We start from the raw sequence: 23,936 nt of genomic DNA, 5'->3' as shown, positions 1-23,936 counted from the left end.
GTTATGCTTTTCAAAAAAACATTGCCAGTCATGATGCTGAGTGTGGTCTTGGCTGCATGTGGTAATTCCAACGCACCTTCTGCAACACAGGAAGGAAATACGGCTGCTGCACAGGATACGCGTAGTTTCGAAAGTAAGGCGGGTCAAATCACGATTCCTGCAAATTTATCTCGAATTGCGGTATTGGATACCAGTGCTTTGAATACCATCCATGCTTTAGGCGCGGATGACAAAGTGGTTGCCTTACCCAAAGGCACGCCGTTGCCAAAAGTGCTGCAAGACTTTAATGAGGGTAAATATCTGGATGTCGGTACGGTCAAAGAACCGAATCTGGAAAAAATTGCAGCCAGCCAACCTGAATTGATTTTGATGAGCGGACGAATGGAAAATCTGGTGGCACAGATCAAACAGATTGCACCGACTTATTTTGTTGATGTGGATTACAACGATCAGTTCAATTCATTTAAGCAGCAAACCCTGAATATCGCTGAAATGGTGGGTAAAAAGCCAGAAGCGGAGCAGCAATTACAGACTTTGGAAAAAGATATTGCCGCATTAAAAGCCAAGACTAAAGGTAAAACTGCTTTGGTAGTTCTGGTCAATAACAGCAAAATTGCGGCTTATGGACCAGGTTCGCGCTTCGGTAATATCCATGATCTCTATGGTTTTACCCCAGCAGATCCTTCAATCAAAGTCGGCTTGCATGGTATGGCGGTGTCGCATGAGTTTATTGCCCAGAAAAATCCTGATTATCTGTTTGTGGTTGACCGTGGGGCTGCAATTACTGAAAATCAGCAAGGGGCAAAACAGGTGTTAAATAACAAGATTATCAACCAAACCCAAGCGGCGAAAAATGGCAATATCGTTTATCTGGATTCTAGTAACTGGTACTTGATGAATAATGGCTTGGATGGCATGAAGGCGATGCTGAAAGAAGTGGCAGATGCGGTGAAATAAAAATTCAATCGGATAATTTTATAACAAAAACCCGAAGTGCTGTCTTCGGGTTTTTTATATGATGTCATGAAATAAACCATACTTTAATAACATTATGCGTATTTCTATACTGTATTTGGGCACGGCGATTTTAGCCATTTTGCTGCTCATTTCTGGAATTCAACCTTTTGATCGAACCACATGGTGGCTTGAAGTAATCCCCGTATTGATAGCGATACCAGTATTATTTGCGACTTATAAAGCTTTCCCGCTCAGTCCTTTGTTATATGTGCTTATTTTCTTGCATGCCATTGTGCTGATTGTGGGTGGCGCGTATAGCTACGCACGGGTGCCTTTGGGTTTTGAAATAGCACAATGGTTGGGTTTAGAACGGAATCCCTATGACAAGATTGGACATTTTATGCAGGGCTTTGTCCCTGCCATAGCAGCGCGTGAAATCCTGATTCGCAATCATATTTTAAGCAAAGGGAAAATGCTCAGTTTTATTGTGATCTGTATTGTGCTGGCGATTAGTGCGGGCTATGAATTGATTGAATGGGCGGCTGCATTGTCTTTGGGCCAAGGGGCCGAAGAGTTCTTGGGTACGCAAGGTGATGAGTGGGATACACAGTCAGATATGTTCTTTGCCCTGATTGGGTCGATCAGCGCCTTGTTATTCTTATCAAAATGGCATGATCGACAGATTGCAAAATTAGTGCATTAAAATCAGTGAATGAATCTGCCGTTAAGATACGACAGATTCATTTTTTTGTGAATATTTGGCATAAGCCAGTGCAATCAACAGAATCGCGAGTCCGCCCAAACTTAATACAAAACCCACCCAGATTGGTGCTAACCAACCCATATTATGGCTGAGGACCCAGCCCCCCAAGAAAGCACCAAGTGCATTGGCCAAGTTAAAAGCAGAGTGATTTAGTGATGCTGCTAAGGTTTGCGCATCACCTGCAATATCCATCAAGTGGGTCTGTAAGGCACCACCAAGACCAATCACGGTAAAGCCAATCAAGAATAAAGCCGCAATCGCTGTATAGAGATGAGACATCATAAAACTGGCTGCAACAAATGCCAGTGCCGAACTGATCAAGATACCAATAATAGTTTTAAATAGATTTTTATCTGCCAACCAACCAGCAACTAAGCCACCAATCACCATACCAATACCCCAAATAGCCAGAGCTACAGGCACTACACGAATATCGGCATGGGTATATTCCGTTAGAATCGGTGACACATAGCTATATACCGAAAACATGCCACCAAAGCCAATCGCACCAACGGCAAGAGTGAGCCACATATTGATATTTTTTAAACCTGCCAATTCCGCTTTGATACTCGCAGTTTTTTGCAATGGAATATTGGGAACAAATAAACTGACACCAATTAGGGTAATAAACGCAATCACTGCAGAAAACTCAAAGCCCGATTTCCAGCCAAATTGTTGCCCCAGCCATGTGGCAATTGGCACCCCAATGACATTGGCAATGGTGAGACCCATCATGACTTGTGCAATCGCAGTTGCACGGCGTTGCTTACCTGCCAGTTCAGCCGCAACTAATGCCGCTACACCAAAGTAAGCACCGTGTGGAAAACCAGCAATAAAGCGAGACAGCAGCATGGCTTCCGGTGTGCTGGCAAAAGCCGTAGCAGCATTGGCCAAGCCATAAAAAAGCATCAGGCTGAGCAATAGCGTCTTACGCGGTACTTTTGCGCCTAAAATCGCAATAATTGGTGCACCCACCATGACACCGAGGGCATAGGCGCTGATGAAATAGCCTGCATGCGGCACACTGACATTTAAATCGGTGGCGATTTCCTGAATCAAACCCATTGCCACAAATTCAGTCGTTCCAATACAGAAACTACCAACCGCAAGGGAGAAAATAACCAGAAATAAGGAATAATTGTGTGGGGGTGTGGAATCTAAGGGAGAGCTTGGCGAAGACATAATATTTCAAGTCAAAAAGTACCGCCGTATTATATTCGACTCGCTTTAAGAAAAGTGAAATAGAACACAATTTTTATCTCAACTGATTTCGAGAGGCAGCATAAAATTTGATTAATTGAATGATAATTATTTTCATTTATGTATAATGCAAAACAGACGTTTTTTAGCTGAATTTTTATAAAGGGTGGAAAGAGAGTGAAAAAATTATTGATCAGTTCATTGTTACTTGCTTCAGCTTATAGCTTTGCTCATGAACCCTATGTTGAGCCACTTGCGTATACCACTGAACAAACTCAGGTCGCAATTATCTCGGGCTATGCAGAAGAAGCCTTGCAAAGTGAATATGCATTAAAAGATGCAAAGTTTGAAGTCACCAGCCCGAATAACAGCAAAACCACAGTTGCAGCAGAGTCTAAATTGGGTTCGGCAACCGTATTTGATTTAAAGTTGCCTGAAGCGGGAACTTATAGTGTTAAAACCAGTGCTAGTTATCCATTGAAATATGTACAAGATCAAAAAGAATGGAAAATGTTCTTTGATATGCCAGCAGACAAAGCACCTGCTAAAGCTGAGCGTGATTTTGTCATTCCTTCAGATTTAAAAGCGAAAAAATTTACGCCTGTTGAAATTACCCGTGAATGGACATTATTGACTTATGTGTCTAAAGAGAAGAACACGCCAGTGCAGGCAAGCACAGCACCGATTCAAGTTGAGTTTTTAACGCATCCAAGTGAGCTAAAAGCCAATCAAACAGTTAAAATTAAAGCATCGAAAGCCAATCAAGCATTGGTCAATGCCAATGTGGTCATTCGTGCTAAAGGGGCAACCGATAAGCAAGGCATTAGCCTGAAGACAGCAGCAGATGGTAGTGCTGATTTAGTTTTTGCTAAAGCAGGCGAGTATCTGATTGAAGTCAGTGAAGCGGTCGATCCAAAGCAAAAGCCAAGCAATCAGTTCTATAGCATTATCAGTGTTGCTGTAAATTAAGAAGCAGTAAGGCTAATTCATCTGAATTAGCCTTTTATTTCGACGTCACTTTTATTGATTTGACTCATCATCCATCGCATTACTATAAAATTTAACCCCCAATTTAATACGATCACGACCATTGCTCATACGCCAACGATTGCTATCTCTGAGTGAATAAACACAACCACAATATTCTTGTTGATAGAACTCTTCACGTTTGCTGATCTCTAGCATACGTACCGCGCCGCCATGTTTACGCCAGTTATAATCCCAATATTGAATATCTGGATAATGCGCCGCTGCACGCAGGCCACAATCATTAATTTGCTGCATATTCTTCCAACGTGAAATCCCGAGCGAACTGCTGATCAGACTAAAGCCATGTTCATAGGCATATAATGCGGTACGTTCAAAGCGCATATCAAAACACATGGTGCAGCGAATGCCTTTTTCAGGCTCATTTTCCATGCCTTTGGCACGGGCAAACCAGTTATCCGTGTCGTAGTCACAATCGATAAAAGGAATGTTATGCTTTTCGGCAAATCGGATATTTTCCTCTTTACGGATTAAATATTCTTTCACAGGATGAATGTTCGGATTATAGAAAAAGATCGAAAAGTCGATGCCTGACTCAATCAAGGTTTCCATGACCTCGCCTGAACACGGCGCACAGCATGAATGCAGCAACAGTTTGTCGTGTCCTTCGGGCAAGCTGAGTGTTTGGCGTTCAAGCGTCTTTTGACTTGGATGAGGCATCGTCGGCATGGTCTGCAAAAGTGAATTGTTTATTGTAAAAGTTTTAAAAGCCCGCAGAGCTTTAATTCCATGAAATGTTCTCAGTTCAAGCTGAAAATTTCTAAATACCAAACGTATCGAAGTACCAGTAGCACGTTCTGAGCAGAGTTTTTATACAACCATGGGTTAAAGGATGCTGAAATAAGCCTAAGTTGAGACAAACTAATTAATATTGTGCTAAGATGAATTAAATTCAATAATGGTAGTGGTCGTGTTAGAACTCCGTCATTTAAAAACATTACTCGCTTTAAGAGAGCACGGTTCATTGGTCGCAGCGGCCACCGATTTATGTCTTACGCCATCGGCTATTTCACATCAGTTAAAAGAATTGGATCACTGGTATGGGGTTGAAGTGGTCAATCGTCGAAGTCGTCCAGTGAGCTTCTCCAATGTGGGGGAGCGTTTACTGAAACTGGCAGATGATGTATTGCCTCAAGTACAAATTGCACAAACCGATATTACCCGCATCGTACATGGGCAAACGGGACGAATTATTTTCTCATCAGAATGTCATAGCTGCTTTGATTGGCTCATGCCATTACTCAATCAATATCGCCAGCAATATCCAGATGTGGACTTGGATTTTGCAGCAGGCTTTGAATCGAATCCGCACGAGTTATTACAAAATGCCGAATTTGATTTGCTGATCACTGCTGACCCAATTGCATTAAAAGGCATTGAGTATTTTCCAATCTTTGAATATGAATCTCGTTTAGTGCTTTCCAATACGCATCCGTTGGTGCGTGCAGAGCAGGTTACAGTCGAAGATTTGGCAGAAGAAACTTTGATTACCTATCCTGTTGATAAGCATCGTCTTGATATCATGGCGCATTTGTTTATCCCTGCCAATATTCAACCCAAACATATTCGTACCACTGATCTTACTCAAATGCTGATTCAATTGGTTGCCAGTGGCCGTGGTATTGCGGCATTGCCTGATTGGGTGGTGAATGAGTATGAACAAAAGGGTTGGGTGGTAAGTCGTCGCTTAGACTGTGTTTCTCCACAAGGTTTAAGACGGAAGCTTTATGCAGGTTATCGTAGTGAAGATAAGGAAAAGAATTACTTTGAAGGCTTTATTAAACAGCTGGAAAAGTTTTCTAAGTTACGCACCGTATATTATGAACAGTAATCAGTGATTGTTGGTTATCAGGTAGTGGCAGCACCACTACCTATTTGTTAACGTGCGATGAGTCCCTATTTTATAGTTCTAGTTTAATCAAGATTTACCAATCAGCAAGGACAATATCCCTGCGGCAATCAGTGGACCAACAGGTACGCCGCGTAATAGAGCAACGCCTGCCACGGTTCCAATCAGAAGTCCTGCAACCACATCTGGTTGATTACTCATCAGTTTGACCCCGCGTCCACCGAGCCAAGCCACCAATAATCCAACCGCAATTGCGGCCAAAGACTTAATACTAATAAATGATTTCAGGATGCTTTCACCGCTGATTTTACCGCTTGCGATCGGCGCAAGAACACCAATGGTCAGGATGATAATGCCAATATTCAAACCATGATTTTGAATATAGGGGAAAAACTGATTTAGAGGGGTCAATTTGACCAAGATCAGACAAGCAGCTGCGATCGTTACTGCCGTGTTTTGACTAAAGATACCGCAGCCCAATAAAACAAGCAGAACCAATAAGTTGACATCAAATTGTGAAAACATGCGCGAAACGTTTGCGGGAAAGAAAGTTGAATTATATCGTAAATTGTAGGCTAACTTCGGTTAAATTCATCTTAATAGCAGCGGAGAGGGCTTTCACACGCATGCTTTTGTAGATTCTCCAAGGCATTAAAAAAGCCATCTTTCAACTAAAAAGTTGAAGATGGCTCATTGTACGAAAGAGATTAAGCCAGTTTTTTGAATGTTCCATAATATGCAATTTGTTCATCCCAGAATTGTTCCCACAAATCACAATATTCAAGACAAATTTGGCGGATAGACGCATATTCAGATTCGACACACGCTTGTGCCAATACGAACCATAAATCATCTTCATGATCATCATCAGCAGCTTCAGCAGATGCATCATGTGAAACACCATGAACATAGTAGTAACCGCTATCAACATCAAAACCGACAGCATTGGTTGCTTGACGCAATGCAGGGCTAAATAAAATGACTTCCTCTTCCGCGACTGCTAACAGGGCAGAAACGGCTTGATAGCTGTGAAATGAATTTTCCAGATAATTGCGAACACGTTGTGAAATGAGAGAAGGTTGATAGTCATTCCGTTCCGATTGACTGAGCTCAAAGTCATTCAATACATCTTCAAACAGTGGGTAGTGAGCATATTCAGGATTGCCTGAATAGTAACCTTCTTCGTCTAAACCAGGACGGAAACCAAATTCATCCAGAATATTAAGATTAAGTAAAAAACGAGGGAACATTTTAGAACCCGATAATAAACGTGGTTCTAACTGTTTAGTTTGAAATTGAGCCATTAATAACGCATCAGTAAATACTTGTACGATGGCATGGCGGTATTCTAAATGAATGTGTTTTAGGGTTTCTTTATCAATAACACCGTCATTTAAAAGTTGAATAGCTGGATGACGCGAAACAGGGTGGTTTGAAATTTCTATACGTAATTGTTTCAGAAAGTTCAGATTCTTGTTCCATTGTTCAGCAGAAATACTATTCTTCATTCCTTCAATAGCTTTCTGTCTTGGGTCGTTAAAGTTTTCAAATTGTTTTGGCATAGTCTTGTACTCGATGAATTAATAATATTATTGCTTTTCCAATTATTTAGTTAGATTTTTTTTGGTTGCTTATGAATATAACTATTGGTTCAACCAAAGATCTTTTTATTGGATGATTTAAATATAAAATGATTTTTTTGTGAAATCAATTTATTAAATCGGCTAAAAAATAGTAAGAAAGTTTATGAATTAACTTAACTGTAAATAAAAGGTGAATTGCTTCACGTAATATTTATTTATTTTAAAAATAGAAAGATTTTTTTACAAATGAGCTTGTGTATAGACTGATTTTTACATACCCTATAAGAGGAACAATAAAGAAAATACGACTTTTCTATAATGCTCTTAAAATAACATAAACATACATAGTGGCCAGAAATTTCCAGCATGTAAACTATGTCTAAAAAATGCATTAAATTTTTTGATAGAATTCTAAAAGGATAATAAAATGTCAAAAAAAGAAGATATTATTGCAACGGCTCTAGACCTTTTTAACCGCCATAACTACAGTTCAGTAGGTGTGGATCGAATTATTAGTGAGTCGGGCGTTGCCAAGATGACTTTCTACAAGTACTTTCCTTCCAAAGAGAACTTGATTGAAGAATGCTTGTCTCGAAGGAATAAAAGTATTCAGCAAGCAATTGAAAATGAAATTAATCTGATATCAGAAGATGATTATTTGGGGAAAATCAAAGCCGTCTATTTTTGGCACCTATCTTGGTTTAACTCAGATGATTTTCATGGTTGTATGTTTCAAAAAGCATCATTAGAAATATTACAACAATATCCTTCGATTATTGGACCAATCGTGGAGTATCGCGAGTGGTTAATGGCTTTGGTTGAAGATTTATTTGAAAAGGCAAAAGTATATCAACCACATGTGCTCACAGCCATGTATATCAATATACTTGATGGTATGACGGCTTATGCAAAAGTGAATAAGGACCACGCGCAAATCGAAGAGTGTTGGTATTATATTGAACGTCTGATTCATTTAGAGGCGGCTTAGTGAATCATTTTATTTAGTTTTTTTTAAATGGCTGTTTTATAAAATTTAATATAAATAAAAATTAAGCTTAAATTGGGTTTTAAAAAAGAAAAACCGAGGCTTAAGCCTCGGTTTTTCTTTTTATTGATTGAAAATTATTTTTCAACAAATGCACGTTCAATCACATAATCACCCATCACGCCCATGCGTGGTGATTCAACTAAACCATGTTCATCAAGTAATGCCGCAACGTCTTTAAGGAAAGCAGGGCTACCACATAGCATGGCACGGTCAGTTTCACGGTTGAAACGTGGTAAACCAATTTTTTCAAATAGTTCGCCAGATTCAATTGCAGTCGTTACACGACCTTGAGTGTGGAACGGTTCACGTGTCACAGTTGGGTAGTAAACCAGTTTGTCTTTGATACCTAATTCTTCAAAGAACTCGTGGTTTGGCAGTTCATTTAAGATTAGATCTTGGTAAGCAAGTTCTGATACATAACGTGTACCGTGAACCATAATTACTTTTTCAAACTTTTCGTAAGTTTCAGGATCACGAAGTAGAGAAAGGAATGGAGCAAGGCCAGTACCAGAAGATAAAAGGTATAAATTTTTACCTGGTAATAAATCGTCGTGTACTAAAGTGCCTGTAGGCTTTTTAGAAATCAGGATCTCGTCGCCCACTTGTACTTTTTGTAAGATAGAAGTTAATGGACCGTCTTGTACTTTAATAGAGAAGAATTCGAGTTCTTCTTCATAATTCGCACTCGCGATCGAATAAGCGCGCATTAAAGGCTTACCATTCACTTCAAGGCCGATCATCACAAACTGACCATTTTTAAAACGTAAGCTGGTATCGCGTGTAGTTTTAAAACTGAAAAGCGTGTCATTCCAGTGGTGAACATGAGTAATGCGTTCAACGTTAAAAGCAGCCATTAAAGGTCTCGATCACAGTTAAAAGAAACAGATGGCTATTCTAATCTAAAATCATTCTCGATAAACTGAATATATTTAATTGTGTTTATAAGAAAAAGTGATGAGCAACTCAGTAGTCATGCCGATCATTGGCCATATGCATTCACCTTATCGAGAGAAGTTTGGTATTCCGCGACAGCCAAATCTGGTACAAGTCGAGTCTTATATAGAGATGGTGGAACCTTATAACGATATTCTGGCTTTTGAAGGTATCGAAGATTTTAGTCATTTGTGGCTGCTATGGCAGTTCCATGAAAACAAAAAACAAGATAACTCTTTGAATCAAATGTCTAAATTTCGTCCACAGGTGCGTCCACCGCGACTAGGTGGTAATCAAAAAATCGGTGTTTTTGCGACGCGGAGCATGTATCGTCCATCACCAATAGGTTTGTCTGTAGTACGTTTTTTACGTGTTGAAAAGCAGGGTAAAGCAGTTCGCCTGTATGTTATGGGCAGTGATTTACTGCATGGCACACCGATTTTAGACATCAAACCGTATATCCAATATTCGGATGCAATTGTGGATTCGGTCAGTGGCTATGCTCAACAAGAACCAATTCGAAAAATAGTACTTTGGTCGGAAACTGCACAGTCACAACAGCAACAGTTATTAAAGCAGAGGATTTTGGATAAAAAGATATTCGATGAACTGGAACAAGTGTTATCTTTAGATCCAAGACCTGCGTATCAAGATGATGCTGAGCGGGTTTATGGAATGTGTTTTTCAGAATTGAATATTCGTTTTACAGTGGATGATCTGAGTGTCACAGTTGTAGCTGTAGAGCAAAGCTAAAAAACTTTAAAAAAATAATTGAGTCATACATTTGGGGAACTGACGGTGATACAAGCGCAGGCAAAATTTGCAAACTTTTCGTTTACGGTTGATGTGACGTGGTGTTTAGAGCAACTACTGAAAGATGGTCGTATTACTGAACGGGATAAGTTACTCATCCAAACCACACATCGTCAGAAGGATCAGTTGAAATGGCATCCTTTGCAGTGGATTGCCAATTTTAATTTAAAAGATCAACTCAATGTGGGTTCCACGCTAGCGATGAATCGCTTGTGTCAGTGGTTAGCTGAAAAAGCAGATATTCCTTTATTTGTGATTGATCCGCTAAAAGCAGATGTGGCTGCTTTAACCAGTGTCATGTCACAAGAATTTGCGGCTAGAAACCATATTCTGGCGGTTGAAGTACACGCAGATCGGATTTTGATTGGGACGGATCAGCCCTTTACCACTGAATGGCTCAATAATTTGGAACGAAGCTTAGCGCCAAAGAAAATTGAGAAAGTACTGCTCAATCCCGAGCAACTGCAACGTTATCTGGTTGAATACTATCAAGTCAGTCGGGCGGTGAGTTCATCGCAAAATGCCAGTATTTATGATCGGGAAAATAAAGGCGTTGAGGCTTTATTGCAGTTAGGTGATACCCAAAACCCAGATGCCAATGATCAGCATATTGTGAAGCTGGTGGATTGGGTGCTGCAATTCGCATTCGAGCAAGGCGCCAGTGATATTCATTTGGAGCCAAGGAAAGATAAAGGTAAGGTACGTTTCCGTATTGATGGTGTCTTACACACGATCTATAACATGCCTGCCAATACGCTCACCGCGGTAATTTCGCGCATTAAAATCTTGGGTCGTATGAATGTGGCGGAAAAGCGAAAACCGCAAGATGGACGCTTAAAAACGCGTACACCGAAAGGGCAAGAAACAGAATTGCGTCTTTCTACCTTACCTACCGCCTTTGGCGAAAAACTGGTGATGCGTATCTTTGACCCAGAAGTGTTGGTACGTAGTTTCCAGCAATTGGGTTTTGAAGGGCATTTATTACATAGTTGGCAGCAACTCACTCAGCACAGTCACGGCATTATCTTGGTGACAGGTCCGACAGGTTCAGGTAAAACCACCACGCTGTATTCATCTTTAAAACAGCTGGCAACAGAACAGGTCAATGTTTGTACCATTGAAGATCCAATTGAGATGTTGGAGCCAAGCTTTAACCAAATGCAGGTTAATCCAAACATTGAATTAGGTTTTGCGGATGGGGTTCGCGCCTTAATGCGTCAAGACCCTGACATTATCATGGTGGGTGAGATTCGTGATCATGATACTGCAAATATGGCGATTCAAGCGGCATTAACAGGGCATTTGGTGCTTTCCACTTTACATACTAACGATGCGCCGTCGAGTCTGACTCGCTTGCACGATCTTGGAATCCAGCCGTTTCTTACCGCAGCAACAATTTTAGGGGTATTGGCACAACGTTTGGTACGTCGCCTGTGTCCACATTGCAAACAGCAAACCGCCATCAATGAACAAGAATGGGAACATCTCACTTTTGATTACATGATGGATATGCCGACTACAATGTATAAAGCCGTGGGGTGCGAGGCGTGTCGTCAAACCGGTTATAAAGGTCGTGTTGGCATTTATGAGTTTATGCCTGTTAGTTTGGAGTCAAAGTCGTTGATCAGTGCAAATTGCACACTCAATGATTTAAGAGCACAGGCCAAAAAAGAAGGGATTGAGCCCTTACGTATTGCAGGGGCACGTAAAGTCCTTGAAGGGGTAACCACTTTGGAGGAAGTTTTACGCGTGGTACCTCTGAGTTAAACAGAAAATTTGAATCTTCAGATTCACCTCATCTTCATTTGTTTTAATGCCTACATCGAAATGAAGAAGCCACAATGAGGTGTATAAAGATGAATGTTATTTCTAAAGTTGCAGTAATTGCTGGTTTGGTTGGTGTGACAACTTTTGCAGTTGCAAATACAAATGCTGTGAATCAACAAGCGATAGCACCAACTCAAACGACTACAGTTAAACAAGCATTGACGATGAAAGATGATACACCAGTGCAATTAAAAGGTTATGTGGTGAAGGCTACTGGCGATGAGAAATATCAGTTTAGTGATCAAACCGGTTCAATCACCGTCGATATTGATGATGACTTATGGCAAGGTAAAGCTGTATCGGCAAAAACACCTGTGACATTGATTGGTGAAATTGATATTGATTATAAACCAGCCAAGCGTGTTGAGGTTGATGTAGATCAAGTTCAATTCTAAGCAATCGGATTATCCCAAAAGGCCACATGACAATCATGTGGTTTTTTGCTTATGCTTTATTCTCAGAAAAATGTTATAGATCAAGAGAGAGGATTATTTTATGCGAATTTTATTGGCTGAAGATGATGCCTCTCAGGCAGAGAGTATTAAAGACTGGTTAGAGATGGATGGTTATAGCGTCGATTGGGTTGAACGTGGTGATCATGCGATCTTGGCGGTAGAACAACATCAATATGATTGCATCTTATTGGATCGGGGTTTACCACAGGCCACAGGTGATGACATTCTCAAAGCGATTCGCCGTCAGGATAGCAAAACTCCAGTTATTTTTATTACGGCCAAAGATCATATACATGATCGGGTCGAAGGCTTAGACCTTGGTGCTAATGATTATTTGGTCAAGCCATTTAATTTAGAGGAGTTATCGGCACGGGTTCGTTCACAATTACGCCAGCATCAAGCCCAAGCGGGGCAGTACCTGAATTTTTCCGATTTACAGCTAGACCCACAAGCCAAAACACTGAGTAAAGCAGGGCAGGCCATAAATCTGACTGCGAAGGAATTTCAGATTTTACATAAACTCATGCAAAAGCCTGATCATATTTTGACACGGGAACAACTGGAAGAGTCTTTATATGCATGGGGGGATGAAATTGAAAGTAATGCCATTGAAGTGTTTATATATCAAATTCGAAAGAAAATTGGTGGGCAATATATCAAAACCATCCGTGGTTTAGGCTATCGCATGCATCAGGAATAACAGAATGAAAGTGCTGTCCTTACAAAGCAAACTGGTCAAAACTTCGTTAATCAGCTCCATCGTTGCAGGATGTGTGGCATTGCTTTTATTCGCGGTCATTTCTGTTTACCAAACCATGCAAGTACAAGATGAAATCATGGATGAGATTTCAGATATGCTGCTTATCGCGGATTTAACCACTTCCTCTGGGCAGCAAATTGATGAACTCAGTGATCAGTTTGATATTCAATATCGTTTGAGCAATCAACAGCAGGTACTCACCCAGTCAAAAGACTTTCAACTCGATCAACAGTATTACAGCTTGATTGATGCAGCACATGGCGATTACGGTTTGATTTGGCAGAAAGGGCAGCTATGGCGAAGTTATGCGGGTGAAGATGAAAATTCGCATATGCAAGTGTTGATATTGCAACCTTTAGAAGAGCGTTTTCAAGATTTGCTGCATAGCTTTATGGGATATGCACTGGTCTTAATTTTGGTGTGGTTAATGCAGTGGATCATGCTGCATTTCCTGATCAAGCGACAATTTAGCGTGATTCATCAATTATCAAAGCAAATCTCGGCCAAGAATGTGGATGATCTTACTCCCGTTCAAGCGGGTGAGGTGGAGTTAAAAGAACTACAACCGATGTTGGGTCAGCTCAATCGCTTATTACAGCGCTTAGATCAGTCACTACAGGCTGAACAACGTTTTACCGCGGATGCATCGCATGAGCTACGTTCACCTTTATCTGCGATTCAAATGCGTTTGCAGTTATTGCAGCGTAAATATCCAGAACGCGCAGCTGACTTTACCCAAATGCAGCAGGATGTAAGCCGTGGTATTCAAATTTTAGAGAATTTATTGTTATTGGCACGTTTGGACCCAGAGCACGCGGAAAATTTGCCGAAAACTTATTTTTCGATGCAGGAGAGTGTTGAAGAGGTAATACAGGCACTTCACTTATTTGCCAAGGAAAAGCATATCCAATTGCATTGGCAGGCTGCAGCAGATCTGCAGGGTCAGATTCTTGCGAATCAGCAGTTAATCTTTACCTGTGTTCGAAACCTTGTGGACAATGCCATTCGATATACGTCAGAACATGGACAAGTCTATATCACTTTACAGCAACAGCAACAGCAACAATGTTTGGCTTTGATTGTAGAAAATGAAGGGCAAGGAATGGATACAGAAAGTTTGGCACGTTTGGGTGAACGTTTTTATCGGGCTTTGGGAAGCAAAACACAAGGCTCTGGCTTGGGTTTATCCATTTGCAGCAAAATTATTGAGTTGCATCAAGGCAAAATTCAGTTTGAACAGTCTCAATACGGTGGTCTAAAAGTCAGCATATTGCTTAGAAGCTTAGTCGCTTAAATGAATGTGGACAAACTAAAAAAGCAGTATGCGCTGACATACTGCTATTCCCACGTTTTTTGTTATTGTCCGATTATTATTATATTACTTCGTTAAAATCAGGCGATTATTACGGGTTAAACGTAAGCGATATTCCTCACCAGCATGCATGATGCGGATTTCGCGACCTAAGGCAAAAAGGTTGTTTGAATGCAACATTGGCAATGATTGAGCTGCATCGGTACTACGAGTAAATAGGCTGAATGGTGCGTTCATTTGTTATGCTCCGTGGTGTGTTTTTTAATGTTTTAAATGATAATCATTATCGAATAGACCTGTCAACGGAAATTTTAAGAATTTACAAAATCATCTATTAATTTTATTTTTTGACATGGGAATGCCGCGTGGAATTCCTTAGAATGAATCTGAAAAGCTGAGAGATTTTAAACGGTTATGACAAAGGCTACAGTTGATGTTGCGATCGCAATTTTATTACACAAAACTAAAGTTTTAGTGGGTTGGAGACAAGAAAACCAACATCAGGGCAACAAACATGAATTTCCTGGCGGAAAAGTTGAACAAGGGGAAAGCCCTGAGCAGGCTTGTCGGCGTGAAATTTATGAAGAAGTTGGCATTGGTCTAAAAGATTGGCATGCATTTGATCTGATTCGTCATGAATATGATGACCTGATCGTTAATCTGCATTTATTCCATGCTTATGTACCTGATGAATTACTTGGGCTTATTCATCAACCGTGGGCTTGGTATCACCGTGATCAGTTGGCTAACTTAAATTTCCCTAAAGCCAATGCTGCAATTTTACAGCGCTTAAGTTGGCCACATTTGATTCAAATCAGCGATCAACTTTCTCAAATATCACAACAGTCTGCTTTGTTCTATTGGCGTACATCTTTAGAAGATCAAGTGCAGATTGAATCACAATTACAGCGCTTAACCGATGCAGAATATTTGCGGCTGATTGTCAATTATGCGCTGTGGGAGCAGTTGAGCAGCGATCTACAAGCAAAAATTCAAACCATTCACCTGAAACAATCACAATTGATGGATTTAAATAAGGCTGGATTGATTGTAGGGAAACGTTTTATTGCGGCTTGCCATGATGCTGTGTCGTTGCAGCATGCGCATCAAATTGGCTGTGATGCGGTATTTTTAAGCCCTGTTAACGCGACAGAAACGCACCCTGAAGCACAGGGATTGGGGTGGAATGGTTTTGCAGATCTGGTACAGAACAGTGATATTCCTGTATTTGCCTTAGGTGGTGTTGCTCCCGCAGATTTAGAACAAGCCCAAAAGCATCATGCTTATGGGCTTGCAGGGATTCGTCAGTTTAGTTCAACTGACTAAGATCAGAGTGTCTGAATAGTCCTACGCGCTTCTTGGGTCTTAATGGTATGGCCACGGGCTTCACTGGCTTTCAGAATGATCAACCAAAGCTGTTTCTTCATGGCGTTGCTTTGCGCATAACTTAAGCCACGACGTGCCAATGCTTCGGCATTGGCATATTCTTTGCGCTGATCAGCAATCATTGCCAAATACAGATAAGTTTCTGTGGCTTGCGGCGCAATCCGTTGTGCTTGTAGAGCATAACGCTCAGCTTCTGCGAGTTGCTGCTGTTTATATGCCACTTGCGTTTTTTGCATTAAGGTTTTAAATGCGGGCAGTTGACTGCCATCATTAAACTTTTGCTGAACTTTTTGCTGTGGCACAACCACAGGCACACTTTGACGTTTAATCTCTTTCTGTTCATAAGGCGTAATTTTTACACCAGAAGAAGGTTGGGTGACCTTCTTCTGTGAGTTATTGGTCGGTGTTTGGTTTGTTGGCTTGGTGCTTTTTTCAGGTGCTGTGGTACAGCCTGCCAATAACAATAAGCCAGCGATCACAGTAATTTTTTTCATCATGCCAAGTATCCTTTTGTCAACTTAGTTGTCGCCACTATAACTGCCGCTTGAAATAACGCGGCTTGGTTGACGATTAGATAAATCTGTATCCATCTGGTTTTCACTTTCACGAATATAGTTACTTATACCGTCATTATGATCATCAGCAGGAGTTTCTTCCGACTGTGGAATATAGGTCGGTTCGACTTCGTAGTGAGATTGACCACAAAGGGTTGCACGACGTGGCACGGTTTGACGCAACAATGGAATATACATTGCACCATCACAACCTTGTGCTGATAAATCACCGCTGGCGCTATCAATCCATTGCCATTGAACATTATCCGTTTGACGCAGATTGACAGGCTCTTGGCGCAATTGACGCATCACATTGGTCCAAACCGGTAATGCGCCTGAAGAACCTGTTAAGCCAGTGACTTTATTGTCATCCAGACCTAACCACACTACAGCAACATGATTACCTGAATAACCCGCAAACCATGAGTCTCTAGTATCATTGGTAGTTCCTGATTTACCAGCTAAATTCAGTGATTCTGGTAGGCTGTTATATGCAGAACGCCCCGTACCAGAACGCATCACTTGTTGTAAACCATAATTAATAATGTATGCAGCAGCAGGATCAATGGTTTGTTGGACATTCAGACCATAACGTTCCAGTAAATGTCCTTTGGCATCGACAACGGTACGAATTGAGCGTGGTGGATATTTAAAGCCGCCCGTCGCAAAATTACCGTAAATGCTTAATACCTCCATTGGTGACATATTTACAGCACCAAGGTAAATCGAAGGGTAAGCAGGGATATCAGAACTAACCCCGAACTGTTTGAGCTTATTGCTGAATGCAGATAAACCAAATTCATTGGCTAAGCGTACAGTAGACAGGTTGTATGAATTTGCTAATGCTTGTTGCATTGGCACAACACCATGTTCACCACCACTGTAGTTCTTTGGTGTCCAGCTCTTGTCGCCATCAATCGGAATATTGACCGCACTGTCTTCAATTGGGCTTGCCCATGTATAGCGCCCAGATTCGATTGCATTTAAATAAATAATTGGTTTCAGCAATGAACCCACTTGGCGCTTAGCATCTAAGGCACGGTTAAAGCCTGTAAAGTCTTGAGTTGAACCCACGGCTGCAACCAATTCACCATTTTCAGGATGAGCAACCAATACTGCACCTTGTAAGTTTTTCAAACGGGCAGGGTTGGCTTTGGCTAAACGATCGACAGTGCTTTTAAATGCATTTTGTACTTGTGTTTGCGCAATAGGATCAAGAGTGGTGAAAATTCTTAAGCCTTGATTGGTAATATCACTTTCTTGATATTCGGTACGGAGTTGACGACGCACAATATCTAAGAAATCTGGGAATTTTGCAGGGCCTAGAGTCGGTTTACTCACTACATTTAAAGGACGGGCAATTTCGTCTTGATATTCAGCTTCGGTTAAATAGCCCATCACCATCATGTTATTTAACACAACATCACGACGTTTTTTCGCAGCTTCTGGATTACGCCAAGGGTTATATAAAGAAGGACCTTGAACCAGACCAACCAGATAGGCCTGTTGCGAAATATTCAGTTCACGCAAAGGTAAACCAAAGTAAAACTGTGACGCTAAGCCATAGCCATTGATCGAGTAGCTACCATTTTGGCCGAGGTTCACTTCATTTAGGTAAGCTTCCAGAATTTCATCTTTACTGTAATGTAATTCGATCAACAGCGACATGAGTGCTTCATTGACCTTACGTTTCAGCGTTTTCTCTGGGGAGAGATAGAAGTTTTTAACCAACTGCTGCGTTAAGGTCGAACCACCTTGACGGCGACCACCTGTGGCATTACTCACTAAAGCACGTGCTGTACCACGGATCGAAATACCATGGTGATGATAGAAGTTACGATCTTCTGTTGAAATTAGTGCTTCAATCAGGGTTTTTGGCACTTTATTTAATTTGATCAGAACGCGGTCTTCATTGTGCTGTGGATAGATACCACCAATCAATAAAGGCTCTAAACGAGCGACACCTGTATTCGAAGGCTTGGTTGAACGGATTTCACTCACCTGACCATCAGCGAAAGCAAGTTCTAACACTTGCTCAGGTTCATTACTATCGCCATAGTCAAAACCGCGGGTATGTACATACATCTGGTTGCCTTGTACCACATAGCTACCAGACTTGTCGTAATTTGCCGTGTTTTTGTAACCCAGTAATTTTAACTCTTGGGTAAAATTCTCTTGAGTAATCGGTGCACTAGAATAGATTTCTAATGGGCGAGCAAACACCTTGGCAGGGATGTCCCAACGCTGACCTTCAAACTTGTCACGAATAATATTATCCAAGCGGATCAGATAGATACTAAAAGCAACAAAGACACCTATCACTAACATTGAGAAAATGAGTGCTAGAAAACCAATACCACGTTCAAACTTCATAGATTTGTGTTAAAACCAAAACAATGTCGGTAATGATGCGATAGCTTATTGTCATTTTGCAATCATAAAACTGTGAATAAATAGCAACATGCAATAAAAACTTTAAGAATGCGTTGACATTAAACGTATAAAAAAACAACGGATAGACATTTTTATACTTTTTAATCAATCATCAACGCAACATTGGTTGTTAATGATATGATAGTCAGTAATCGCGACGGAGCTGAATTATTCGTGCAAATTTCACATAAATCCTTTCGAAATATTGGTCTAATTGGACGACCAGACAAGTATTCTGTAGTAGAAACGTTATGTTTAATTCATGATCATTTGATCACTTTAGGTTTAAACCCAGTTTTTGATCAGGAAACAGCGAAATTAGTGCCTTATGGTCATGGGCAGACGGTAAGCCGAAATTTATTGGGCGAAGTCGTTGATTTAGTGATTGTGGTTGGCGGTGATGGTTCATTGCTCCATGCCGCACGTGCCTTAGTACGACATAACACGCCAGTGATCGGTATTAACCGTGGTCGATTGGGTTTTTTAACTGACATTAAGCCTGCCGAAGCTATTTTTAAACTTGATCAGGTGCTACAAGGTCAATTTCAGCTAGATCGCCGTTTCTTATTGGAAATGGAAGTCAGAACCAACGGTGAAACGATTTATGATGCAATTGCATTGAATGATGTGGTGCTGCATTCGGGCAAATCGGTTCATATGATCGATTTTGAACTGAATATTGATGGGCAATATGTCTATCGTCAGCATAGTGACGGCTTGATTGTTTCAACGCCAACAGGTTCAACTGCATATTCACTTTCAGGCGGTGGGCCAATCTTGCATCCGAGTATGGATGCGATTGCACTGGTTCCAATGCATCCACATACTTTGTCATCACGACCAATCGTCGTCGGTGGGCAAAGTGAGGTGAAGATTACGATTCGGGAAAACCGTGTTTTGCCGATGGTCAGTGCCGATGGACAACATAGTGTTGCATTAAATGTAGGTGACACTGTGCATATTCGCAAACATCCGTTTAAACTAAGCTTATTACATCCACCCGGTTATGACTTCTATATGGCATGTCGTACCAAATTGGGGTGGAATCAAGATTTTGAATCTTTTCAACAGGATGACTCATGAATATTGAACAAATGCTCGCTATTTTAAATCCTGAAATTGTTGAGCGTCTTCGTACTGCTGTTGAAATTGGTAAATGGCCAAACGGTATTGCATTAACCAAAGAACAGCGTGAAATTTGTATGCAAGCGGTGTATGCATGGGAAATGGAACATTTACCAAAAGAACAGCGTAGCGGTTATATCGATCGTGGTACTAAAGATGAGGGTGAGGAATGTGATGATGATCATCACAAACATGAGCCTGAATTTAAGCCGATTCGTTTTGTTTAAACTTAAAAAGCCCAGTGATTACTGGGCTTTTTTTTATGTTTATCTAAATATAATAAAGAATCTTATGAAACGTTTAAAACCTGTTTACGCACTATTATTTCTTATATTGTTTAGTGGTGCTGCATTTACCAAACAACCCATTGAATGTTTACTCAAGGTGAAGGTTATTGCTAGCCAGAAATACACTTCTCCCCAAACTGAATATACAAGTATAAAGAACGATGGTTATCCCATGTTATTGATTGGGATTCAGGTGCTGGAGTCGAAAACAATACGAAGCTCCCAAAAGATCAAAGTGCATCATGCATATTGTAAGACACTTATAGGTCAGCAACGAGATGCTTATCTTTCGGGTCCTTACGATCCTAACAAGATTACAATCAAAATAGGTGATCACCTGAAGCTAAGAAATATCCATTCGTCAGGTCAGGAATATCCGTTTTGGCCAGATTTTTATTATATTGAACCTTAAAACCAAGGCCATTTGATAGCCTTGGTCTATTTGATATTAGAAACGGCTCTGCCAAAGCGCTTTGGCTTTATCCATTGCTTCATCATAGCTATTGACTACACCCATGGTATATAACGCGATTCCCATGGTTTCAATGACTGCCATTTCACCATATTCATGCGCCTGTTCACCTAGCCAAACTGCTTTAAACACAGCTAGATCTAGCTCTTCTTCAATTGGGCTACGGTCCGGCGTTAACTTTGGTAGTTCGTGTTCGTACAACTCACCATTTTGAATCCCGCAAATCAAAGTTTTGGCATCAGGATTACGTTCAAACTCACCACCTTCACCTTTAATCACTGCACTGTTCTGATAACCCAAACGGAATGCGGTCTGTTGATGTGAAGTACGATAAGCTGGATGGAAAATCGCTTGTAAGGTCGCTTTGGCATTAAATGGATTAATCAAGCGTGCCAAGGTGTGGATTGGAGAACGTAACCCCATCACATTTCGTAGCGAGATCAACTCACTTAAAATTGGTGAAATCACTTCAAGCGGTAGATAAGCAAAATTGTGTTGTTCCAGTTGCTCACGGACATCCTGTTGATTTTGACAAATCGAATAGCCTAAATATTGTAAAACTTGTTCAGTATAGACACGGTTAATGGTATGACCCGATGCACCATGCATCACAATCTTGTAACCATGATGTGCTAAAGTCAGTGCTGCCAATAAGAACCACGGATAGTGCTTACGCTTGCCTGCATAAGAGGACCAGTCAAGATCGACATCAAGCGGTTGAAAGTTGAGTTGATCACGCGAAGCTTGGACAAATCCTGCCAGTTCATCGACAGATTCTTCTTTAACACGGAGTAGCATTAAGAATGCACCCAACTGCACATCCAAGACTTCATCTTTTAAAATCATGCTAAAGGCTTGATAGGCTTCTTCATAACTGAGCGAACGGGAACCTGTTTTGCCCTTACCTAAAATACGAACATACTGAGCAAATGGATGTTCCGCGGTTTTATAGATATTACGTTTTGTGTTCATGGTCGTATTGAAGGTTGTCACAAAGAATAAAATGAATATGACATAAAACTGGGCGGTGTAGCATAAAAAAACCAATAAGCTGTTTAATCGATAAACAACCGTGATCTAAAGATCGGCGATGCAAACAAAATTATTGACCGAATCAGTCTAGTGATTTGATGTAAACGGGACATGACATCCCATCTAAAAGTTATTAGCATGACTGCGAACGAATTTTTAAGAACAATGAAAGCGAAAGGAAATAATGATGTTAGCTTACGATTCAGATTTGGAACTCTTCCGGGATAACTTTAAACGCTTTATGAGCGAGCAGATTGCACCACATTATGATCAATGGGAGCGTGAAGGGATCATGCCGCGTTCAGTATGGAACGCATTGGGTGAAAATGGATTCTTATGTGTCGATGTTCCCGAAGAATATGGTGGTTATGGTGTACCAACGCATTATTCATTGATGCTGGTTGAAGAGTCTGCACGTGCAGGCTATTGCGCATTATCAACCGCGATTTCATGTCACTCTGAAATTGCTGCGCCATATATCCAGCACATTGCGACAGAAGAACAAAAACAGTACTGGTTGCCAAAAATGGTGTCAGGCGAAGTGGTCGGTGCCATTGGTATGACTGAACCGGGTGCTGGCTCAGACTTACAAGCAATGCGTACCAGTGCCATCCTGCAAGATGATCATTATCTGTTAAACGGTTCAAAAACCTTTATTTCAAATGGTCAGCATGCGGATCTTGTGGTTTTGGCAGTAAAAACTGACCCACAAGCACGTGCCAAAGGTGTGTCACTTATGTTAGTTGACACGCATTTAGAGGGCTTTAAAAAGGGCACTAACCTCGACAAAATTGGTTTGCACTCACAAGATACTTCAGAACTATTCTTTGATAATGTCAAAGTGCCGAAAGATCAATTATTGGGTCAAGCAGGGCAAGGTTTTGCTTACTTGATGCAGGAGCTTCCGCGTGAACGTACTGCGATTGCTTCAACGGCGTTGGGTGCAATTCGTGGTGCGATTGATATTACCACGCAATATGTAAAAGAACGCCAAGCCTTTGGTCAGGCAATTTCACAATTCCAAAATACACGTTTTGTATTGGCACAAGCCAAGATTGACGAGTTGGCAACAGCAGCTTTCTATAATCAAAACGTGGCTTTATACAATGAAGGCAAATTGGATGTAGAGACTGCTGCAGCATTGAAGAGCTTCAGTAGCGATATGCAAATGAAAGTGGCTGATAACTTGCTGCAATTATTCGGCGGCTATGGCTATATGACTGAATATCCAATTTCACGCTTCTTTGTCGATGCGCGTATTCAGCGTATTTACGGCGGTACCAACGAAATCATGAAAGAAATTGTGGCACGTGGCATTATCGGTAAAGCTTAATTCGTATTATGTAATCAAACAGCCTGCTTTCGTGCAGGCTGTTTTGTTTTCAATAATTGCTAGATTAATGAAGAACTGGATAATTTTGTTGTTTAGGTAATTTCTGTAAGGCTTGATTGATCTTCCTAAGAAACTCATCAGCTTGATTTTGACGCAGTTCATCATCTGTATATTCACTGCGTTGTTGAATATTAATCCCACAGCCTCGTATTTGCATGTTAGATGGATTAAATGACCAATCATTAGGGTTCTTTAAGTTGATGTCTAAATCACTCTCACAACTTTTCCATAAATTTAAGAAAGCATTCGATTGTTCTGATTTAAAGCCTATTGCAGGATAGACGCTAAAGCCTGTCATTTTCGGATTAGAAAATTGAATAAACCTCTCAACCGGCATGCCTCCCCATAGGATTGCGGTATTTTCAGGAAGGGAGATACCTGTTAGGTTCTGTTCTTTTAAGGCATGGGTTTGCTGAAATTCTTGTTTAAAGTGCTGTGATTGATACGTCAATTTGGTTTGAGGGGGTAAAGGTATTCCCCGAACTTGATTACTCACAGGGGTGATAAAGTAAGGCGAGCGATCGGTGCCATTGCAACCTGCAATCATAGGACAGCCACCACATGCCGTTAAAACGATACTGATTAGACTCAGTAAACCTAAACCGAAAATCTTATTCATTGTATTTACTGTTGTTATGACATCTTCTCACAGTATAGCCAATCTATTCTATTGAAAGGCCCAAATTTAAGCGGAACGAATAGCCCGC

At 40.8% G+C, this 23,936-nt stretch carries 25 protein-coding genes; 15 read left to right on the top strand and 10 right to left on the bottom strand.

Going from position 1 to position 23,936, the window contains the following annotated elements; translation table 11 throughout:
* Window positions 1-3: 3 nt before the first annotated feature.
* Window positions 4-957 (top strand): siderophore ABC transporter substrate-binding protein, encoded by a 954-nt coding sequence (locus tag F896_RS08495; protein WP_016163947.1) that lies wholly within the window; start codon window positions 4-6, stop codon window positions 955-957.
* Between the two features lie 94 nt (window positions 958-1,051).
* A complete protein-coding gene (locus F896_RS08500) occupies window positions 1,052-1,660 on the top strand; it encodes a DUF2238 domain-containing protein (protein WP_016163946.1) in 609 nt (202 codons plus the stop codon).
* 21 nt (window positions 1,661-1,681) lie between these two features.
* Here the strand turns inward: F896_RS08500 and F896_RS08505 are convergent, their stop codons facing one another.
* A complete protein-coding gene (locus F896_RS08505) occupies window positions 1,682-2,902 on the bottom strand; it encodes an MFS transporter (RefSeq protein WP_016163945.1) in 1,221 nt (406 codons plus the stop codon).
* A 195-nt stretch (window positions 2,903-3,097) separates the two neighbouring features.
* Between F896_RS08505 and F896_RS08510 the strand changes: the two genes are divergently transcribed.
* The gene (locus F896_RS08510; protein WP_016163944.1) at window positions 3,098-3,889 is read left to right on the top strand and encodes a DUF4198 domain-containing protein; all 792 of its coding nucleotides are present in this window, start codon (window positions 3,098-3,100) and stop codon (window positions 3,887-3,889) included.
* Window positions 3,890-3,940: 51 nt separating this feature from the next.
* Here the strand turns inward: F896_RS08510 and F896_RS08515 are convergent, their stop codons facing one another.
* On the bottom strand, window positions 3,941-4,636 hold the full coding sequence (locus F896_RS08515; RefSeq protein ID WP_005204312.1) for an epoxyqueuosine reductase QueH: 696 nt from the start codon (window positions 4,634-4,636) through the stop codon (window positions 3,941-3,943).
* Between the two features lie 241 nt (window positions 4,637-4,877).
* Here F896_RS08515 and F896_RS08520 point away from each other — a divergent pair, with 241 nt between their 5' ends.
* Window positions 4,878-5,798, top strand: coding sequence for a LysR family transcriptional regulator (locus F896_RS08520; RefSeq protein WP_171069664.1), 921 nt, complete (start codon window positions 4,878-4,880; stop codon window positions 5,796-5,798).
* A gap of 87 nt (window positions 5,799-5,885) precedes the next feature.
* Here the strand turns inward: F896_RS08520 and F896_RS08525 are convergent, their stop codons facing one another.
* Together F896_RS08525 and F896_RS08530 are read right to left on the bottom strand one after the other, a co-directional pair.
* Window positions 5,886-6,341 carry a DUF441 domain-containing protein gene (locus tag F896_RS08525; RefSeq protein ID WP_004653942.1) on the bottom strand — a complete coding sequence of 152 codons (456 nt, stop codon included), beginning with the start codon at window positions 6,339-6,341 and terminating at the stop codon, window positions 5,886-5,888.
* A 182-nt stretch (window positions 6,342-6,523) separates the two neighbouring features.
* Window positions 6,524-7,378 (bottom strand): hypothetical protein, encoded by an 855-nt coding sequence (locus F896_RS08530; protein ID WP_016163941.1) that lies wholly within the window; start codon window positions 7,376-7,378, stop codon window positions 6,524-6,526.
* Window positions 7,379-7,826: 448 nt separating this feature from the next.
* Between F896_RS08530 and F896_RS08535 the strand changes: the two genes are divergently transcribed.
* Window positions 7,827-8,387, top strand: coding sequence for a TetR/AcrR family transcriptional regulator (locus F896_RS08535; protein WP_016163940.1), 561 nt, complete (start codon window positions 7,827-7,829; stop codon window positions 8,385-8,387).
* 134 nt (window positions 8,388-8,521) lie between these two features.
* Here the strand turns inward: F896_RS08535 and F896_RS08540 are convergent, their stop codons facing one another.
* On the bottom strand, window positions 8,522-9,301 hold the full coding sequence (locus F896_RS08540) for a ferredoxin--NADP reductase (RefSeq protein WP_004806522.1): 780 nt from the start codon (window positions 9,299-9,301) through the stop codon (window positions 8,522-8,524).
* A 118-nt stretch (window positions 9,302-9,419) separates the two neighbouring features.
* Here F896_RS08540 and tsaA point away from each other — a divergent pair, with 118 nt between their 5' ends.
* The 5 genes from tsaA to F896_RS08565 all read left to right on the top strand — a co-directional run bounded on the left by tsaA (window position 9,420) and on the right by F896_RS08565 (window position 14,529).
* Window positions 9,420-10,133, top strand: coding sequence for a tRNA (N6-threonylcarbamoyladenosine(37)-N6)-methyltransferase TrmO (gene tsaA, locus F896_RS08545; protein WP_016163939.1), 714 nt, complete (start codon window positions 9,420-9,422; stop codon window positions 10,131-10,133).
* A 48-nt stretch (window positions 10,134-10,181) separates the two neighbouring features.
* On the top strand, window positions 10,182-11,960 hold the full coding sequence (locus F896_RS08550) for a type IV pilus assembly ATPase TfpB (RefSeq protein WP_032882404.1): 1,779 nt from the start codon (window positions 10,182-10,184) through the stop codon (window positions 11,958-11,960).
* An 89-nt stretch (window positions 11,961-12,049) separates the two neighbouring features.
* Window positions 12,050-12,415, top strand: a complete 366-nt coding sequence (locus F896_RS08555) for a NirD/YgiW/YdeI family stress tolerance protein (protein ID WP_004653936.1) — start codon at window positions 12,050-12,052, stop codon at window positions 12,413-12,415.
* 100 nt (window positions 12,416-12,515) lie between these two features.
* Window positions 12,516-13,175, top strand: a complete 660-nt coding sequence (locus F896_RS08560; RefSeq protein WP_016163937.1) for a response regulator transcription factor — start codon at window positions 12,516-12,518, stop codon at window positions 13,173-13,175.
* Between the two features lie 4 nt (window positions 13,176-13,179).
* On the top strand, window positions 13,180-14,529 hold the full coding sequence (locus F896_RS08565) for a sensor histidine kinase (RefSeq protein ID WP_016163936.1): 1,350 nt from the start codon (window positions 13,180-13,182) through the stop codon (window positions 14,527-14,529).
* A gap of 84 nt (window positions 14,530-14,613) precedes the next feature.
* On the opposite strand, the gene hemP is transcribed toward F896_RS08565, so the two are convergent.
* Window positions 14,614-14,784, bottom strand: a complete 171-nt coding sequence (hemP, locus tag F896_RS08570; protein ID WP_004653932.1) for a hemin uptake protein HemP — start codon at window positions 14,782-14,784, stop codon at window positions 14,614-14,616.
* A gap of 177 nt (window positions 14,785-14,961) precedes the next feature.
* Between hemP and F896_RS08575 the strand changes: the two genes are divergently transcribed.
* Window positions 14,962-15,873, top strand: coding sequence for a thiamine phosphate synthase (locus F896_RS08575; RefSeq protein ID WP_016163935.1), 912 nt, complete (start codon window positions 14,962-14,964; stop codon window positions 15,871-15,873).
* 2 nt (window positions 15,874-15,875) lie between these two features.
* Here the strand turns inward: F896_RS08575 and F896_RS08580 are convergent, their stop codons facing one another.
* Window positions 15,876-16,430 carry a tetratricopeptide repeat protein gene (locus tag F896_RS08580; protein ID WP_016163934.1) on the bottom strand — a complete coding sequence of 185 codons (555 nt, stop codon included), beginning with the start codon at window positions 16,428-16,430 and terminating at the stop codon, window positions 15,876-15,878.
* Window positions 16,431-16,451: 21 nt separating this feature from the next.
* Window positions 16,452-18,860: a penicillin-binding protein 1B gene (gene mrcB, locus F896_RS08585; protein WP_016163933.1), complete on the bottom strand. Its 2,409-nt coding sequence runs from the start codon at window positions 18,858-18,860 to the stop codon at window positions 16,452-16,454.
* Window positions 18,861-19,094: 234 nt separating this feature from the next.
* Between mrcB and F896_RS08590 the strand changes: the two genes are divergently transcribed.
* From F896_RS08590 to F896_RS0119895, 3 genes are all read left to right on the top strand, one after another.
* On the top strand, window positions 19,095-20,003 hold the full coding sequence (locus F896_RS08590; RefSeq protein WP_032882402.1) for an NAD(+) kinase: 909 nt from the start codon (window positions 19,095-19,097) through the stop codon (window positions 20,001-20,003).
* A complete protein-coding gene (locus F896_RS08595; RefSeq protein ID WP_005187866.1) occupies window positions 20,000-20,272 on the top strand; it encodes a YeaC family protein in 273 nt (90 codons plus the stop codon). Before F896_RS08590 ends, F896_RS08595 begins: the two co-directional genes overlap by 4 nt.
* A 64-nt stretch (window positions 20,273-20,336) precedes the next feature.
* A complete protein-coding gene (locus F896_RS0119895) occupies window positions 20,337-20,744 on the top strand; it encodes a hypothetical protein (RefSeq protein WP_032882401.1) in 408 nt (135 codons plus the stop codon).
* A gap of 36 nt (window positions 20,745-20,780) precedes the next feature.
* Here the strand turns inward: F896_RS0119895 and F896_RS08600 are convergent, their stop codons facing one another.
* Complete coding sequence (locus F896_RS08600; RefSeq protein ID WP_016163930.1) at window positions 20,781-21,776, bottom strand: glycosyl transferase family protein; 996 nt, start codon at window positions 21,774-21,776, stop codon at window positions 20,781-20,783.
* Window positions 21,777-22,023: 247 nt separating this feature from the next.
* Between F896_RS08600 and F896_RS08605 the strand changes: the two genes are divergently transcribed.
* A complete protein-coding gene (locus F896_RS08605; protein WP_016163929.1) occupies window positions 22,024-23,169 on the top strand; it encodes an acyl-CoA dehydrogenase family protein in 1,146 nt (381 codons plus the stop codon).
* A 64-nt stretch (window positions 23,170-23,233) separates the two neighbouring features.
* On the opposite strand, the gene F896_RS08610 is transcribed toward F896_RS08605, so the two are convergent.
* A complete protein-coding gene (locus tag F896_RS08610; protein ID WP_016163928.1) occupies window positions 23,234-23,848 on the bottom strand; it encodes a hypothetical protein in 615 nt (204 codons plus the stop codon).
* Window positions 23,849-23,936 lie beyond the last annotated feature (88 nt).

Origin of the sequence: Acinetobacter genomosp. 15BJ, assembly GCF_000400715.1 — a bacterium.
GTDB lineage: Bacteria > Pseudomonadota > Gammaproteobacteria > Pseudomonadales > Moraxellaceae > Acinetobacter.
Note: the sequence above shows the minus strand (reverse complement) of the source record. Positions and strands in the feature narration are given on the sequence as shown.